Origin of the sequence: Rhodoblastus sp. (assembly GCF_019449565.1) — a bacterium.
Classification (GTDB): Bacteria; Pseudomonadota; Alphaproteobacteria; order Rhizobiales; family Beijerinckiaceae; genus Rhodoblastus.
In genome coordinates, this window is sequence record NZ_JAGRPM010000013.1 from 49709 (window position 1) to 66248 (window position 16540).

Here is a 16540-nt window from a genome sequence, read left to right on the forward strand (position 1 = left end):
AAAACATGGACGCGCGGGGCGCAAAGTTGTAGGAGAGGCGCCAAGCATCGACGCCAGAAGAGAAAAACATGCCTCCGTATCGCTCTCGCACTTCCACCCACGGCCGCAACATGGCCGGCGCGCGCGGCCTGTGGCGCGCCACCGGCATGAAGGACGGCGATTTCGGCAAGCCGATCATCGCGGTGGTCAATTCCTTCACGCAGTTCGTGCCCGGCCATGTCCACCTCAAGGACCTTGGCCAGCTGGTCGCGCGTGAGATCGAGGCGGCGGGCGGCGTCGCCAAGGAATTCAACACCATCGCGGTCGATGACGGCATCGCCATGGGCCATTCCGGCATGCTCTACAGCCTGCCGTCGCGCGAGATCATCGCCGACAGCGTGGAATATATGGCCAACGCCCATTGCGCCGACGCCCTCGTTTGCATCTCCAATTGCGACAAGATCACGCCCGGCATGCTGATGGCGGCGCTGCGGCTCAATATTCCGGCGGTGTTCGTCTCCGGCGGTCCGATGGAGGCCGGCAAGGTCGTGATCGGGGGCAAGACCAGGGCGGTGGACCTGATCGACGCCATGGTCGCCGCCGCCGACGCCAGCAATAGCGACGAGGACGTCGCCGCCATGGAGCGATCGGCCTGCCCGACCTGCGGCTCCTGCTCCGGCATGTTCACCGCCAATTCCATGAACTGCCTGACTGAGGCGCTCGGCCTGTCGCTGCCTGGCAATGGCACCATCGTCGCCACCCATTCGGACCGCAAGGAACTGTTTCTGCAGGCTGGACGCACGGCGGTCGAACTGTGCCGCCGCTATTACGAGCATGACGACGATTCCGTGCTGCCGCGCAACATCGCCACGGTCAAGGCGTTCGAGAACGCCATGACGCTCGATATCGCCATGGGCGGCTCGACCAATACCGTGCTGCATTTGCTGGCCGCCGCCTATGAGGGAGGCGTGGATTTCCAGATGGCCGATATCGACCGCCTGTCGCGGCGCGTCCCGGTGCTGTGCAAGGTGGCGCCCTCCGTGCCGGACGTCCATATCGAGGACGTGCATCGCGCGGGCGGCATTTTCGGCATTCTCGGCGAACTCGACCGCGCGGGCCTGCTCAACCGCGACGTCCGTTCCGTGCATAGCGCGAGCCTCGAATCCGCGCTGAAGAAGTGGGACATCAAGCGCAACGACTGCATCGGCCTCAACACCTTCTTCCGCGCCTCGCCCGGCGGCATTCCGACCCAGGTCGCCTTCAGCCAGTCGCGCCGCTATGACGCGCTCGATGACGATCGCGCCAAGGGCGTGATCCGCTCGGCCGAGCACGCCTTCTCCAAGGATGGCGGCCTCGCCGTCCTGTTCGGCAACCTGGCCGAGGAGGGCGCCATCGTGAAGACAGCGGGCGTCGACGACAGCAACCTGACCTTCACCGGCCCCGCGCTGGTGTTCGAGAGCCAGGACGACGCCGTGCAGGGCATCCTGACCGGCAAGGTCAAGGCAGGCGACGTGGTCGTGATCCGTTATGAAGGGCCGCGCGGCGGTCCGGGCATGCAGGAAATGCTCTATCCGACCTCCTATCTGAAGAGCATGGGCCTCGGCAAAGCTTGCGCCCTCATTACCGACGGACGATTCTCCGGCGGCACCTCGGGCCTTTCCATCGGGCATGTCTCGCCGGAAGCGGAGGAGGGCGGACTGATCGGCCTCGTCCAGACCGGCGACCGCATCGAGATCGACATCCCGAATCGCGTGCTGCGCCTCGACGTCGCCGACGAGGAGCTGGCGCGGCGCCGCGCGGCAATGGAGGCCAGGGGCAAGGACGCCTGGAAGCCGCTTGACCGCGACCGTCCCGTCAGCACCGCGCTGCGCGCCTATGCCGCACTGACCACGAGCGCCGCCAAAGGCGCCGTGCGCGTCGTGCCCTGAGACGCGTCTCGCCCTGAACGGACTGCGTTTTCCGCCTTCACGCCTTCCCGCGCCAATTTTCCCGCCGCGCCGCAGCTCAATCTGCGGCGCGGCGTTTCTTTTGCGGCGCAATTAATGGAAGATGTTCGACAAAGTGCTAACTCACTTTGGTGGAGTGGCTGGGTTAGACAAGTCGCAGTGAGCGTAATTCGGTCAAGGTCTCTTCTCGCGTCCAGTCGGGAACGCCGCGCAGGCGAAAAGAACCATCGAAAATACGCCTCTGGAACTCGGGAGGTGCCGTAATGGCCGCAACTGCATTAGAAATCGAACAAAATCCGAAATTTAAGGAGCTCGTCGCCACGCGCAAGAAGTTGGGCTGGACGCTCAGCCTGGTCATGCTGGCGATCTATTTCGGATTCATCCTGCTCGTCGCCTTCAACAAGGCGTTTCTCGGCACGCCGATCTCGCCGAATGGCGTCACCACGATCGGCATTCCGATCGGTCTCGGCGTTATCGTTTCGGCTTTCGTCCTCACCGGTTTCTATGTCGTCCGGGCCAACGCCCGCTATGACGAGTTGAACCGCCAGATCGTCGAGGAGAGCAAGTGATGTCGCGCTTCAAGTCTCTCATTTCGGCGGCGGCCCTCGCCGCCTTTTCGTCGTCGGCCTATGCCGACGCCATCGCGGGCAAGGTCGAAAAACAGGCGACCAACTGGACCGCGATCGCGATGTTCGCGATCTTCGTCATGTTCACGCTGGGCATTACCTATTGGGCGGCCAAGCGCACCAAATCCGCCGCGCAATTCTACACTGCGGGCGGCGGCATCACCGGCTTCCAAAATGGCCTCGCCATCGCTGGCGATTACATGTCGGCGGCGTCCTTCCTCGGCATTTCCGGCCTGGTCTATCTGAACGGCTATGACGGCCTGATCTATTCGGTGGGCTGGCTGGTCGGCTGGCCGATCGTGACCTTCCTGATCGCGGAGCCTCTGCGCAATCTCGGCAAGTTCACCTTCGCCGACGTGGCCTCGTTCCGCTTCTCGCAGACGCCGATCCGCATTCTGGCCGCCTGCGGCACGCTGGTCACTGTCGCCTTCTATCTGATCGCGCAGATGGTCGGCGCCGGCGCCCTGATCCAGTTGCTGTTCGGCCTGCCCTATATGTACGCCGTGATCGGCGTCGGCGCGCTGATGATCGTCTATGTGACGTTCGGCGGCATGGTTGCGACGACCTGGGTGCAGATCATCAAGGCCTGCCTGCTGCTCGCCGGCGCGTCCTTCATGGCCTTCATGGTTCTGTCGGCCTATGGCTTCAGCCCTGCGGCGCTGTTCGCCAAGGCGGTCGAAGTGCATCCCAAGCATCTTGCGATCATGGAACCGGGCACGTTGATCAGCGACCCGATCTCGGCCATTTCGCTGGGTCTGGCCCTGATGTTCGGCACCGCCGGACTGCCGCACATCCTGATGCGCTTCTTCACCGTGGCCGACGCCAAGGCGGCGCGCAAGTCGGTGTTCTACGCGACGGGCTTCATCGGCTATTTCTACATCCTGACCTTCATCATCGGCTTCGGCGCGATCGTGATGGTTTCGACCAATCCGATGTTCCTCTCTGATGCCGCCAAAGGTCTGGCGGGCATCCGGGGCGGCTCGAACATGGCCGCGATTCATCTCGCGGACGCGGTCGGCGGCGACGTCTTCCTGGGCTTCATCTCGGCGGTGGCTTTCGCCACGATCCTCGCGGTCGTGTCGGGCCTGACGCTGGCGGGCGCCTCGGCGATCAGCCACGACCTCTACGCCACCGTCGTCAAAGGCGGCAAGGCCAACGAGCAGGACGAAATCCGCGTCTCGAAGATCGCCACCATCGTTCTCGGCGTCATCGCCGTGATCCTCGGCATCGTCTTCGAAAAGCAGAACGTCGCCTTCATGGTCGGCCTCGCCTTCTCGATTGCGGCCTCTTGCAACTTCCCGGTGCTACTGATGTCCATGATGTGGCGCGGCATGACCACCCGCGGCGCGGTGATCGGCGGCTTCCTCGGCCTCATCTCGGCGCTCGTCGGCGTGATCTTCTCGCCGGCGGTATGGGAAGCCACGCTCGGCTATCCGAAGGGCTCGGCGATGTTCCAGATCAGCAATCCTGCGCTGTTCTCGATGGCCATCGCCTTCGCCGGCATCTGGCTGTTCTCGAAGCTGGACACCAGCGCGCGCGGCGCCGAGGACCGGGCGGGCTTCGACGCCCAATATGTCCGCTCGCAGACGGGCATCGGGGCCGCCGGCGCGTCGGCCCACTAAGCAAGATCGGGGCGCGGCTGGATCAGCCGCGCCCTTTTTCGTCTTCCCCGAATTTTCACCAATGCGCCGTCGATTTACGGCGATGTGACCATGTCCGTCATACTCGACAATGCGACGGCCCCATTCGACCGCCTGACTCCCGAAGAAGCCGAATCCCTGCGCGGAGCGATGGATATCGCCTATTTCCGCCCCAATGAGACGATCGTGGCCGAGGGCGCTGCGCCTGAAGGCCTCTATATTGTCATCAAGGGCTGCATCGAGGAGCGCGAGCAGGGGGAACTGGTCGGCCTGCTTGGTCCCAAGGATTTCTTCGACAGCCGCGCCGTGGTGCAGGGCGTCGGGGTCAGCGGCTTCACGGCGCGCGAGGAAACCCTCTGCGCCCTCGCGCCCCGCGCGGACGTGCTGCGCCTCATCAATTCCAATCCGCGCTTCGGCGCCTTCTTCTACAGCGACATTTCGCGCAAGCTCGAAGCTCTGGCTCAGAAGGACGAATCGAGCCAGATCGAATCCATGATGCGCGCGCGGGTGAGGGATCTCTACCTGATGCCCGCCGCGATCATCGACTCGTTCCAGAGCATCGCCTCGGCCGGCCGCATCATGCGCGACATCGACTGCAACGCGCTGCTGGTGCGCGACGGCGAGCGCACCGGCATCGTCACCGGCATGAATCTGTCCAAGGCGGTCGTGCTCAAGGGCATGACCATCGAGGAGCCGGTGAAGAGCCTCGCGCAATTCGATCTCGTCACCGTCGAGCCGGACGATTTCGTCTCGCAGGTTTTGCTGCTGATGACGAAATACAACAAGCGCCGCATCGTGGTGAAAGAGGGCGACCTATATGTCGGCATCCTCGAAGACATCAATGTGCTGAGCTTTTTCGCTGGCAATTCCCAGCTGGTGGTCGGCCGCATCGATCGCGCCTCGACCCTCACGGAGCTGAGCGCGGCCGCTAGGCAGATCGCCGAGCAGGTGCGGCCTTTGCGCCGCCAGGGTGTGAAGTTCGAAGTGGTGGCGGAGATCATCTCGGACCTGAACCGCCGCCTGTTCGCCAAATTATTCGATCTCCTGTGCCCGCCTGAAATGCGCGACAAGGCCTGCCTCATCGTGATGGGCAGCGAGGGTCGTGGCGAACAGACCATCCGCACCGATCAGGACAATGGCCTTATCCTGTCCGAACCGGTAGACGAGGCGGCGCTGAACCGTTTTCGTGAGCAGTTTTCCGCCGCGCTGGCGGAGTTCGGGTTCCCGCCCTGTCCCGGCCATGTGATGGTCGACAACCCGCTATGGTCGCGCACGATCGCCGAATATATGTCCGACTTCAGGTCGTGGACCACGACGCCCGACGAACAGTCGTCGATGAATATTGCGATCTTTTTCGACGCCGAGGCGGTGGCGGGCGACGCCTCGCTGCTTGCCCGCGCCAAGAAGGATCTTGTCGAAAAGATCGCCAACGAACGCGTGTGCCTCGCGCGTTTCGCCAAGGCCATCGAGGCCTTCGAGCCGCCCATCGGCCTGTTCAATACGCTGAAGACCGCGGAAGGCGAGGGCGACGCGCTGGATCTGAAGAAGGGCGGCATCTTCCCCATCGTCCATGGCGTGCGCTCGCTGGCCATCGAGCAGGGGCTGGAGGAGACCAACACCTTCAAGCGGCTGGCGAAACTGGCGGAGCTTGGCATGATCAAGGAGGATTTTGCGCGCGATCTCGCCCGCGCGCTCGATTATCTCATGACCATCCGGCTCGATGCGCAGATCGACGCGGCGAAGAGCGCCAGCCTGCTGAAGCCGGCGACGCTGACCAGTATGGACCGCGACCTGCTGCGCGATTCCTTCCAGATCGTGAAGCAATTGCGGGAACTCGTCCGCCGTCGCTTCAACCTGCATATGTTCTAGGACTCCGTCATGGCTCTGCGCTGGCTGATGCGGAAGTTGGATCACGTGACGCTGCGCGACAAGAGCTATCGCTTCTTGTTCGAGCCCGGCCCGCCCGACGAGGTCGTGTCGATCGATTGCGAAACGACCGGCCTCGACCCCAGCCGCGACGAAATCATCTCGGTGGCGGCGATCAAGATCCGGGGCGATAGGATATTGGCGAGCGAGACCTTTCAGGCCGTGGTGAGGCCGCGCGTGGCGATCGCGGCGGAGGCGATCAAGGTGCATGGCCTGCGCGAGATCGATGTCTGCAACGCGCGCCCGATGATCGAGATCATGCCCGATCTGCTGCGTTTCATCGGCGGAAGGCCGCTGATCGGCTATTATATCGATTTCGATATCGCGATGCTCAATAATGACGTCGCGGAACTGCTCGGCATCCATCTGCCCAACCCGCGCATCGAAGTGTCCGGCATATATTACGAGCGCAAATATGGCGATGCGCCGCCCGGCACGCAGATCGACCTGACCTTCGCCAATATCCTGCGCGATCTGAACCTGCCGCTATTCAACCAGCACGACGCCTTCTCGGACGCGCTGATGACGGCGATGATCTATGTGAACCTGAAGGATTACGTGGCGCGCGACATCCGCATCGCCCGGCCGCGCATCAAGCCATCCAGCGATTTCCATGGCATGTAAACCTGGGCCGAGAGCGTTGTAAGCTTGCCTGGATCGGCTTATTCAAGGCGCGATGAGGCCACAGGAGCGAGCTTTGAGCGACGTCACCCTTTTCGAGAACCGCGACGGCATCGCGCATTTCGTGTTCAACCGCCCGCAGGCGCGCAACGCGCTTACATTCGAAATGTACGAGCATTTGCGCGAGGCCTGCGAAAAGGCGAATGAGGATCGCTCCATCCGCGCGCTGCTGATCTATGGCGCAGGCGACAAGGCCTTCGCCGCCGGCACGGATATTGCGGAATTTCGCGCGCTGCAATCGGCTCAGGACGCCGTCGATTACGAGATCAAGATCGAGCGCGTGCTCTCCGCTCTGGAGACATGCCGCGCGCCGACCATTGCGGCCATCGCCGGGGCCTGCACCGGCGGCGGCGCGGCCATCGCCGCCTGCTGCGACCTGCGCGTCGCGGCCAGCAACGCCAAATTCGGCTTTCCGATCGCGCGCACGCTCGGCAATTGTCTGTCGGTCGCCAATTACGGCCGTCTCGCTCACATTATCGGCGCGGCGCGGGTCAAGGACCTGCTTTTCACCGCCCGCCTGATCGACGCCGATGAGGCCCGGCTGTTCGGGCTGGTCGGCGAGATCGTCGCGCCGGAGGCGCTGGCCGCTCGGGCCGAGGAACTGGCGAAAACCGTGGCGGGCCATGCGCCCCTCACCCTGCGCGCGACCAAGGAGGCTTTGTTGCGGCTGCGCCCGCCGATGGAGACGGGCGAGGATCTCGTCGTCATGTGCTATCGCAGCGCGGATTTCCAGGAAGGCATGGAGTCCTTTCTCGCCAAAAGGCCGCCGCAATGGCGCGGAGAATAGGATCGCGGTGATGCAAGATCATGATGCGCTGACAGAGCGCCAGTTTGGCGCTCATGCGCGGGCCTATGTCGAAAGCGCGGTCCATGCCGGTGGCGCCGATCTCGCCGCGCTGACCGCGCGCGCCGCGCGGGTCGCGCCAAAGCGGGCGCTGGACCTCGGGGCTGGCGGCGGCCATGTCGCTTATGCTTTGGCGGGCGTTTCGGGCGCCGTCGCGGCTGTCGACCTGTCGGCGGATATGCTGGCGGTCGTCGCGGCCGAAGCAGAACGCCGCGGACTCGGTAATGTCGAGACCGTTCAGGCCTCGGCGGAAAACCTGCCTTTCCCCGACGCCTGTTTCGACTTTATCGCCAGCCGTTTTTCCGCGCACCATTGGCGCGACGCCCGCGCCGGATTGCATCAGGCCCGCCGCGTGCTGCGCGCGGGCGCCCCCGCTGTCTTTATCGATATTGTTTCACCCGCCGACCCAGCGCTCGACACACATCTCCAGGCGATCGAATTGCTGCGCGACGTCTCGCATGTGCGCGATTACAGCCTTGCCGAATGGGGCGCGATGCTGGCGGAGGCGGGCTTTTCCGTCGAGTCTCGCGAAAGCTGGCGTCTGCGCATGGATTTCGCCGTCTGGACCAGCCGCATCGGCACGCCGGCCCCGCTCGCGGAGGCGATCCGTCTGCTTCAGCAAAAGGCCAGCGCCGAAACCCGCTCTTTTTTCGCGGTCGAAGACGACGGTTCCTTCCTGCTCGACGCCGCGATGTTCATTGCTGTCGCCACGTAACATTAATGTTTTTCGCGGAAAGGGTGAGTGGGACGGAAGCATTGCTTGCGAGTAATCGTTAAGTATTTAACATTGTTTGCTGACGTAACGTGAAAACATGCTTAAATTCATGATTAACCCTTCATTAAGTTGCATAGCTGCCGCATTTTTGTAGAAATTTATTCAAATGCAAACGAATTCCCGCCCGCCCTCCAGAGCGGCCTGTATGGCCGCAAAACAGGCGGCGGAAGGACGGTTTGCCCCATTTCGATCCCGTGAAAAATCACATGAAGACCAATAATTTCATCGACCGGCATGTCGGAGCCAGATTGCGTTTCCTGCGGCAGGACCGGGGCGTGACGCCGGATGTCCTGTCCCGGATACTTGGGATTTCGCCCAGCCGCTTGGACGATCTCGAAGAGGGCCGGGAGCGCATTTCAGCCGATCTGATGCGGGTATTGTCGCGCGTCCTGCGGGCGCCGCCATCGGCGTTTTTCGAAGGCTTCTCGGTGACGGCGGCAGGCCTGGTGCGGTTGACGGACGACGACGCCCGGGCGGCGAATGACGAAGAGCGGCTGTTGCGCGATTTCGCCCGTATCCGCGATCATGACGCGCGCCAGCTGGTCCTGACGCTCGTTTCGAGCTACGCGGAATTCGAGGGCATGGCCAATGGATGAGTTCGGCCAGCGCGTTGCGACAACGGACTCGGCAATAACGTGCATCTGACGGCGGAAATTCTCCCCTTGCGGGTGAGTTGATTACTTTCCAGTCAGCAGCACGATCTTGCCGAGATGGGCCGAGGTTTCCATCAGCTCATGGGCGGCGCGCGCCTGTTCCAGCGGGAAACGCGCGTGGATCATCGGCTTCACCGCGCCTCTGTCGAGAAGGGGCCAGACCTGTTCCCGCAGGGCGGCGGCGATCGCGGCCTTGGTCGCCAGCGGGCGCGAGCGTAGGGTCGAGCCGGTGAGCGTCAGGCGCTTGAGCATCACGCTCATGAAGTCGAAATCCTTGACCTTGCTGCCCTGCAGGAAGGCGATCTGCACCAGGCGACCATCGGGCGCCAGCGCCGAGACATTCTTCTGCAGATAGGGGCCGCCGACCATGTCGAGGATCACATCCGCGCCCTTCTTGCCGGTGAGCGCTTTCACTTCGGCGACGAAATCCTGCTCGCGGTAATTGATCGCGACATCCGCGCCGAGGCCCTTGCAGAATTCGACCTTTTCCGCCGAGCCCGCCGTGGCGAAAACCCGCGCGCCGAAATGTTTGGCGAGCTGGATCGCGGTGGAGCCGATGCCGCTCGATCCGCCATGGACCAGAAACGTCTCGCCGGCTTTCAGCGCGCCGCGCGTGAAGACATTGTCATAAACGGTGAAGAAGGTTTCCGGCACGCCTGCCGCCTCGATCAGGCTCAGAGGCTTGGGCCTCGGCAGGCAGAGAGCGGCGTCGGCGAGGCAGAATTCGGCATAGCCGCCCGAGCCGACCAGCGCGCAGATTTCGTCGCCGATCTTCACATTGTCCACATTTTCGCCGACCGCCACGACCCGACCGGCGATTTCAAGGCCGGGGACTTCGCTTTCGCCGGGCGGCGGCGGGTAGAGCCCCGCGCGCTGGATGCAATCGGGACGGTTGATTCCGGCCGCGACGACCTCGACCAGAACCTTGCCCGCGCCCGGCGTGGGGACCGCGGCCTCGCGCAGCTTGATCACCTCCGGGCCGCCGGCGCCGTCGAAGAAGATTTCGCGCATTTTTGCGGGCAATGTGGACAAGGCGAGCTCCCGGTCAGAAGGCTTTGAGATAGAAATGCAGGCTCAGCGCGAGGCCGATGAAGATCACGAACAGGCGCACGAAAAGCGGCGGGATGCGCGATCCGGCATGGGCGCCCGCGAAGCCGCCGGCGATGGAGCCCGCCGAGAGGATGATCGCCTCCAGCCAATGGATGCGGCCGGAAAACAGGAAGACCCCGGTCGCGGTGGCGTTCATCAAAGTGGCGAGCAGCATTTTCAGGCTGTTCATCAATACGATGTCCTTCAGCCCGTAAAGCGTCAGCGCCGCCAGCATCAGGATGCCGATGCCGCCGCCGAAATAGCCGCCATAGATCGCCACGAAACATTGCGCGACCAGCACGCCCGTCGCGCTGAGCAATTGTTTCTCGGCCTGCTGGGGCATGACCATGCCCGCCGCGAAGACGAGGGTCGCGCCGAGCAGCAGGAAAGGCACGGCGCGCTCGAAGAACTGCTCCGGCGTCGCGAGTAGCAGAAGCGCGCCGAGAAAGCCGCCGACGAGCGAGATGATCGCCAGTATCTTGCCGTCGATGCGCGGATCTTCGAGCGATTTCTTCAAGCTGCTGCGATAGGCGAAGGTCGTCGCCACCTGCGCGGGAAAAAGCGCGATGGTCGAGGTGGCGTTGGCGTCGATGGCCGGCAGGCCCGCCGCGATCAGGGACGGAAAGGTGAGGAAGGAGCCCCCGCCCGCCAGGGCGTTGATGAAACCCGCGCCAAAGCCGGCGAGAACGACAACGAGGAACTGCATGGATGGGATTTCCGGCGGCGCCGCAAGGCCGCCAGCGCGGCTTCTCCTTTAGCCTTATTCCTCCAAAAGGCCAAACTGTTGTTGAAAGGACAGGCAAATTCGCCGCGTGACGCGGGTCAGGCGCTCAATTCGCCAAAATTGCACTATCATGGCTGCCTGAACAGGCCGATTCCTTTCCGCTCGCCGCCAGATCAAACGCGAAGGCCCAGAATGTTGGCTCCTGCTCCGTCCAAATTCGCCACGCCCGCGCAACATGGCCCGTTGCGCTTTCTGAGCGCCTTGCTGCTGGCCGGCGCGGTGTGGGCCTCGAGCCAGGGCGCGGCGTCCACCGCCCTTTATGGCGGCGCGATGGGCGCTCTGGCCTTGCTCGGCTTTTCCATCGCGCTTTCGGGCGCCGGACGTGGGCGGCTCGCCTTCGCCGTCGATTTCGTCGCCCTGTCCGCGCTCGGCCTGGCGGTCGATCCGCATCTCGCGCTCTGGGCCGCGCCGCAGAATTATCCCGATATACTGCGTCTCTCCCCGGTCGGGGGCCTTGTCGCAATTCTGCTCTATTACGCGGGAGCGCTGGGCGGCTGGATGACGCGCGGGAAGCGAACCGGCGTCGAAGCCTGCGTCGCTCTGCTGGTCCTGCCATTCGTGTTCAATCTTCTGCTCGGCCTCGGCTCGCCTCTGCTCGACCGCGCGGCCGGCGCGCTCACCTTCGGCGCGCCGCTGCCGCTGGCGCGCGTTTTTTTACGCGGCCTCGTTCTCTTTGTCGTCAACGAGGCCATAGTCTATGGCGCCTGCCTCGCCATGGGCCGTCGCGTGGCCCATGGCGCACTACTTCACGGCGTCTTGCTGCTCGCCGCTTTCTGCGCCGCCGCTACGCCGCCGATCGCCGCCGCCGGTTCGACGCCCTTTGTCGCCGGACTCGTCGCGCCTTTGCGCATCGCGGTTTCCGCTTTCGCGGCGGCGCTGGCGCAGGCAGGGCTGTGGGCCGAGGTCTATCTCGTCACCGCCGTGCTTGGCGATATTTTGCACGACGCGCCGCCGGTCGGGCGCAAGCTCTATGAGATCTGGCGCACGGGCGCCGCCAAGGGCGCCGTCTATGGCGCGGTCTTCATCGGCCTGCTGCTGGCCTTCGACGCCTTCATCGGCCAGCCCGAGGCGGTCGCGCTTCTGCTGCGCTCGGGCTCGATCGGAGCGGCGATCGTGGGCGCGCTGCTGTTCCCGCTGGCGCGGACCATTCTGGAATCGACCGATTCCACGCCGCCCTTCCACAAGCGCCTTGCCGCGCAATATCATTCCGCGAGCAATTTCTGCGCGGGCGCCATTTGCGGAATCGGCCTGTTGCAAGCGTTCGGGCGCGGGTTGCCCTCGGCGCCGGGCGATGAGCGCTTCCTGTTCGGCTTGGCGGTCGGCGCGCTCGCCTATGTCGGCGCCTTGCTCTATGGCGATATTTCGGACATGGCCGGCGGGCTGCGCACCCGCCCGCGCGGCTGGCGTCCCTATGCGCTCGGGGCGCTGCTTGGCGGCGTGCTCGGCGGCGCGATCTCGTGGTATTTCGACCTCGGCCAGCTCGGCGTCGTGCGCGCCCATTTTTTCGATCACGTCGCGGTCAATTACGGCGCGCTGGGCCATGCCGAAAGCGCTTACGTCATCACGCCCTTCTTCTCGAAATGGGGCGCGACCAATATGGGCATGGTCGAGGGCGGCGTGAAACTGCTCTATCTGGAATCGCTCTCGGGCGTGATCCAGTGGATTTTCGCCGCGCCTTTGTTCAGCATCAACATCTTCTTCCTGACGGCGCTGCTGAAGCGCGATCTCGCGCCGCTACGCCAGCTGTTCAGCGCGGAGGGCGCGCGCGCCCTTGCCGACAACGCCATCGTGGTGCTGCGCTGGGGCCTGTGGATGGCGCCGATCATCTATGCCTTCCTCAAGGTCGCGCCCGATCCGCAATGGTATAATCAGGACGGCCTGATCCGCACGACTGTCGCGACCTATATGAGCGCCGCGCTGCCGCCGTCGCAGTTCCGCGACTGGAGCCTCGCCGTGTTCACGGCGCTGCTGACCTATGACTGGCTGCGCGTGCTGATCTGGTTCGACCACATGGGCCTTCGCGTCGCCACATTGGTGAACCTGTCCTTCGTCGGCGGCGACATGGCCGACGAGCGCGCCGCGCGCTTCCTCGGCGCCAAGGCGCGCTCGCGCGTGATCCCGGAAGGCATTCGCCGTTTCGGCACCTGGGCGCCGCTGCTCATTCCTTTCTACATTCCGCGCGGGGCCGAATGGGACAAGGCCTGGAGCGGTGCGGAGGCGGCGGCGAAGGGGCCGGTCGCCCCGCTCTCCAGCCTGCTGATCGGCTATGGCCTGTTCGCGCTCGGCGCCTGCCTCGCCTTGACGATCTTCATCCTGACCCGCCCGCGCGCGGGGGCCAAAAGCGCCGCCGCGACCGGCGCGGTCGGCAACGGCCTGCTCACGCTGAATCTGGGGCGCGACGGACAGGGCTCCTTCCGCGTCGAGGCGGCGGCGCGGCGCGGGCCGCCAATCGACATGACCCGCATGGCGGACGATCCGATCCTGCCTCGCGGCGCCTTCCTCTATTTCAGCGAGGCGCGGGAGAGCGGCGCGCCGCGCCTGTGGTCGCTCGGCAAGGCGCCGACCGGCGCGGGCTTCGGCGAATTCGAGAGCGTGTCGAAGGTCCAGGCCCTTTTACGCGGCGAGCGCAATGGATTGCGCTGCGAGGCCGTCGTCGAACTGGCGCCGGGCGAGGCCGTCGCAATCTGGCGCGTCCGGCTGACCAACCAGCTCAATGTCGCGCGCAAATTGCGCGTCGCCAGCTATCGCGACCTGGTGATGAACGATGGCGGCGTCGAGCGGCGCGACGCGGCCTATAACGCGCTTCATGTCGGCACTTTTTTCGTGCGTCCCCTCGGGGCGATCTTCGCCCGCAACCGCCTGCTAAAGAATCAGGCCGGCGACTTCGCCGACAAGCGCCTTTCGCGCGAGATCGCCTTCCACGCCGCGCAGCCGAATGAAGCGGCGCGGCTGATCGGCTATGAAGATTCGCGCGGCCGCTTCTTCGGCCTCGGCCAGCGCCGCGACCCGGATGTGTTCGCGCAGGGCCTGACCCTGCGCGACCCCGCCGACGAAGGCCTGCTCTATACGTTCGAGCCTTGCGCCGCCCTGATGCTGGAGGTCGATCTTCCCGCCGAGGGCGCGATTGAACTGGTCTTCCTCGACGGCTGGGCCGAAGACGAAGTCAGCGCGGCGAAGCTCATCGCGCGGCATGGCGGCGCGACGCTCGCGCCCGACCAACTGGCCGAAACCTTCGCCCGTCGCCGCGTCCTCGCGCCCGCCATCGTGCCCGCCGGGGCGCGCTTCGCCTTTTCCGCCGATGGCCGCGAAGTGAAGACCGCGCCGGGAGCGCCGCGCCCCTTCGCCCATGTCATGGCGGGACCGCATGGGTTGGGCGTCGTCGCCTCGCATGACGGCGATCTGTTCGCCTTCCATCGCAACGCCCGCGCCAACAGCTTGACGCCCTTCCGCATGGGCGAGGGCCGCAACGCCCCGCCCGGGCAGGCGATCTATGTGGTGGAAAAGGAAAATGGCGAGGCGCATTGCGCGACCCTGCTGCCTTTGCGCCGCGCGGACACGCGATATGATGCGGCCTTCGGGCGCGGCTACGCGCTCCATCGCAGCGAGAGCCCACGGCTCGGTCTGGAGCTGACGAGTTTCGTCGCGCCCGACGAGGCGGTCGAGGTGCTTCAGCTCACCTTGCGCAACCGCACCGACCGCGAGCAGTTCTACCGCGTGGTTCCGATGCTGGAGATCATCCTGGCCGAAACCCCGCCCGACGGTCTCGGCGCCGTAAGGACGCAAGCCGACCCGAGCGGTAACGCGCTTTATTTCGCTAATCCGGGCAATGCCTTCGTGGGCGGCTGGGCCTTTGTCGCCACCTCGCTCGACGCCGACGCCAGCGAAACGTCGCGCGCCAAAATTCTTGGCCGTAATCCTGGCCGCGCGACAAGCGATCCGCTGCCGCCATTCCTGGCCGAATTCGGCCATGCCGACTCCGGCGCGGAAGATGACGGCCGCCGCGCGGCGGGTTTCTCCGGCGTGATCGCCGCACCGCCCAACGGCGAGGCGCGGGTCTGCGTCGTCCTCGGCGCGGCGCCCACGCTCGAAGCCGCGCAGGCCTTTGCCGCGCGCGCCGCCTCGCTCGATTTCGCGACAGAGAAATTCGCGGCGCTGGAGAAATTCTGGGAGGACCTGCTCGGAACCTTGCGCATCGAGACCAACCGGCCTGAATTCGACCGCCTCGTCAACGACTGGCTGCCCTATCAATTATTGACCGCGCGCCTGTGGGGGCGCACCGGCCCGTCGCAGCGTTCGGGCGCCTATGGCTACCGCGATCAGTTGCAGGATGTGCTGCCGCTGGTCGCGCTCGCGCCGGAATTGGCCCGCAAGCAGATCCTGCTGCATGGCCGCCAGCAGTTCGTCGAAGGCGATGTGCTGAAATGGTGGCATGAGGCGCCCTCGGGCGACGTCGGCATCGGCGAGCGGACCCATGCGTCCGATCCGCATCTCTGGTTGCCCTATGTCACCGCGCGCTACGTCGCGGCGACCGGCGACATGGCGGTTCTCGACGAGATACTGCCCTTCGTCGAAGGCGCGGACCTGCCGCGCGGCGTCGAGGGCGCGGTGGTCGCGCCGACGCTTTCGCACGAGAGCGCCAGCCTTTACGACCATTGCCGCCGCGCCATCGCTTATACATTGGGCCGCGTTGGCAAGAACGGCCTGCCTTTGATGGGGGCCGGCGACTGGGACGACGGGATGAATCTGGTCGGCTTCCGGGGCAAGGGCGAGAGCGTCTGGGTCGGCTTTTTCCTCTATGACATCCTCACGCGCTTCGCGCCGCTCGCCGAGGCGCGCGGACAGCAGAAGCTCGCGGAAGATTACCGCGAGCGCGCGCTGAACTTGCAGGCGGCGCTTGATTCCTGCTGGCGCGGCGACCGTTTCGTGCGCGCCTTCGGCGACGACGGCGCGGAATTCCTGCCGCTCGGCGCGATGTCCTCCGCGTGGCCGGCGCTCTCCGGCGCCGTGCAGAGCGAGCGCGGGCGCAAGGCGCTGGAAAACGGCCTCGCCGCGCTCGACAAGGGCGATCGCGTGCTGCTGGTGACGCCGCCCTATGACGAGAACTCCAAGCCCTTCCCGGGCCGCAGCGCGGATTATCCGCCCGGCGTGCGCGAAAACGGCGGGCAATATACCCATGGCTCGTCCTGGTTCGTGGACGCTCTGGTCAGGCTGGCGGAAAAGGCGGCGGCGGAGGGCGACGCCGCGCAGGCGTCGCGCGATCTCGCCCGGGCGTTTCAAGTCTGGGAATCGCTGTCTCCGCTGACCAAGACCGGCCCTGACAAGATCGACCTTTACGGCCTGCCGCCGCACCAGCAGCCAGCCGACGTCTATGATGGACCGGGCTATGAGGGGCGTGGCGGCTGGGCCTGGTACACCGGCGCCGCCGCCCGCATGACCTCCGCCGCTTACGCCTTGCTGGGCGTTCGCGTCGAGGAAGGCGAGCTGAAGCTGCGCGCCGACGCCTTCGATGACAAGGCCGGCCTGCGCCTCAAGAGCGTGACCTTCAAGGGCAAGCGGATCGAGGCCGAAGCGCGCGAGGGCGTCGAGGCCTCCTGATC

The 16540-nt window shown here is 65.0% G+C and carries 11 protein-coding genes; 9 read left to right on the top strand and 2 right to left on the bottom strand.

Translation table 11 applies throughout. The annotated features are described in order from the left end of the window. Window positions 1-68: 68 nt before the first annotated feature. The 8 genes from ilvD (at window position 69) to QZ409_RS02990 (ending at window position 9013) form a co-directional block, all read left to right on the top strand. Window positions 69-1907, top strand: a complete 1839-nt coding sequence (ilvD, locus tag QZ409_RS02955; RefSeq protein ID WP_296706943.1) for a dihydroxy-acid dehydratase — start codon at window positions 69-71, stop codon at window positions 1905-1907. A 281-nt stretch (window positions 1908-2188) separates the two neighbouring features. After that, complete coding sequence (locus tag QZ409_RS02960) at window positions 2189-2494, top strand: DUF485 domain-containing protein (RefSeq protein WP_296706945.1); 306 nt, start codon at window positions 2189-2191, stop codon at window positions 2492-2494. Then, entirely contained in the window at window positions 2494-4173 is a 1680-nt protein-coding gene (locus QZ409_RS02965) for a cation acetate symporter (RefSeq protein WP_296706947.1), read from the top strand. The genes QZ409_RS02960 and QZ409_RS02965 overlap by 1 nt, the downstream gene beginning before the upstream one ends. 90 nt (window positions 4174-4263) lie before the next feature. Then, window positions 4264-6060 (top strand): putative nucleotidyltransferase substrate binding domain-containing protein, encoded by a 1797-nt coding sequence (locus QZ409_RS02970; protein WP_296706949.1) that lies wholly within the window; start codon window positions 4264-4266, stop codon window positions 6058-6060. A 9-nt stretch (window positions 6061-6069) separates the two neighbouring features. Next, window positions 6070-6741, top strand: coding sequence for a 3'-5' exonuclease (locus QZ409_RS02975; protein ID WP_296706951.1), 672 nt, complete (start codon window positions 6070-6072; stop codon window positions 6739-6741). Window positions 6742-6793: 52 nt separating this feature from the next. Next, window positions 6794-7585, top strand: coding sequence for an enoyl-CoA hydratase (locus tag QZ409_RS02980; protein WP_296706953.1), 792 nt, complete (start codon window positions 6794-6796; stop codon window positions 7583-7585). A gap of 10 nt (window positions 7586-7595) precedes the next feature. Beyond that, a complete protein-coding gene (locus QZ409_RS02985) occupies window positions 7596-8357 on the top strand; it encodes a class I SAM-dependent methyltransferase (protein ID WP_296706956.1) in 762 nt (253 codons plus the stop codon). 266 nt (window positions 8358-8623) lie between these two features. Then, complete coding sequence (locus tag QZ409_RS02990) at window positions 8624-9013, top strand: helix-turn-helix transcriptional regulator (RefSeq protein ID WP_296706957.1); 390 nt, start codon at window positions 8624-8626, stop codon at window positions 9011-9013. An 81-nt stretch (window positions 9014-9094) separates the two neighbouring features. Here QZ409_RS02990 and QZ409_RS02995 read toward each other — a convergent pair whose 3' ends face one another. Beyond that, window positions 9095-10102: an NAD(P)H-quinone oxidoreductase gene (locus tag QZ409_RS02995; protein ID WP_296706959.1), complete on the bottom strand. Its 1008-nt coding sequence runs from the start codon at window positions 10100-10102 to the stop codon at window positions 9095-9097. A 13-nt stretch (window positions 10103-10115) separates the two neighbouring features. Continuing rightward, window positions 10116-10865 (bottom strand): sulfite exporter TauE/SafE family protein, encoded by a 750-nt coding sequence (locus QZ409_RS03000; protein WP_296706961.1) that lies wholly within the window; start codon window positions 10863-10865, stop codon window positions 10116-10118. Window positions 10866-11075: 210 nt separating this feature from the next. Between QZ409_RS03000 and QZ409_RS03005 the strand changes: the two genes are divergently transcribed. Then, window positions 11076-16538, top strand: coding sequence for a glycosyl transferase family 36 (locus QZ409_RS03005; RefSeq protein WP_296706964.1), 5463 nt, complete (start codon window positions 11076-11078; stop codon window positions 16536-16538). The last annotated feature ends 2 nt before the right edge of the window (window positions 16539-16540 follow it).

What these genes read in the sequence shown, in the direction of transcription:
- ilvD (WP_296706943.1), top strand. Translation starts at nt 69, where the DNA reads ATGCCTCCGTATCGCTCTCGCACTTCCACCCACGGCCGCAACATGGCC.
- QZ409_RS02960 (WP_296706945.1), top strand. Translation starts at nt 2,189, where the DNA reads ATGGCCGCAACTGCATTAGAAATCGAACAAAATCCGAAATTTAAGGAG.
- QZ409_RS02965 (WP_296706947.1), top strand. Translation starts at nt 2,494, where the DNA reads ATGTCGCGCTTCAAGTCTCTCATTTCGGCGGCGGCCCTCGCCGCCTTT.
- QZ409_RS02970 (WP_296706949.1), top strand. Translation starts at nt 4,264, where the DNA reads ATGTCCGTCATACTCGACAATGCGACGGCCCCATTCGACCGCCTGACT.
- QZ409_RS02975 (WP_296706951.1), top strand. Translation starts at nt 6,070, where the DNA reads ATGGCTCTGCGCTGGCTGATGCGGAAGTTGGATCACGTGACGCTGCGC.
- QZ409_RS02980 (WP_296706953.1), top strand. Translation starts at nt 6,794, where the DNA reads ATGAGGCCACAGGAGCGAGCTTTGAGCGACGTCACCCTTTTCGAGAAC.
- QZ409_RS02985 (WP_296706956.1), top strand. Translation starts at nt 7,596, where the DNA reads ATGCAAGATCATGATGCGCTGACAGAGCGCCAGTTTGGCGCTCATGCG.
- QZ409_RS02990 (WP_296706957.1), top strand. Translation starts at nt 8,624, where the DNA reads ATGAAGACCAATAATTTCATCGACCGGCATGTCGGAGCCAGATTGCGT.
- QZ409_RS03000 (WP_296706961.1), bottom strand. Translation starts at nt 10,865, where the DNA reads ATGCAGTTCCTCGTTGTCGTTCTCGCCGGCTTTGGCGCGGGTTTCATC.
- QZ409_RS03005 (WP_296706964.1), top strand. Translation starts at nt 11,076, where the DNA reads ATGTTGGCTCCTGCTCCGTCCAAATTCGCCACGCCCGCGCAACATGGC.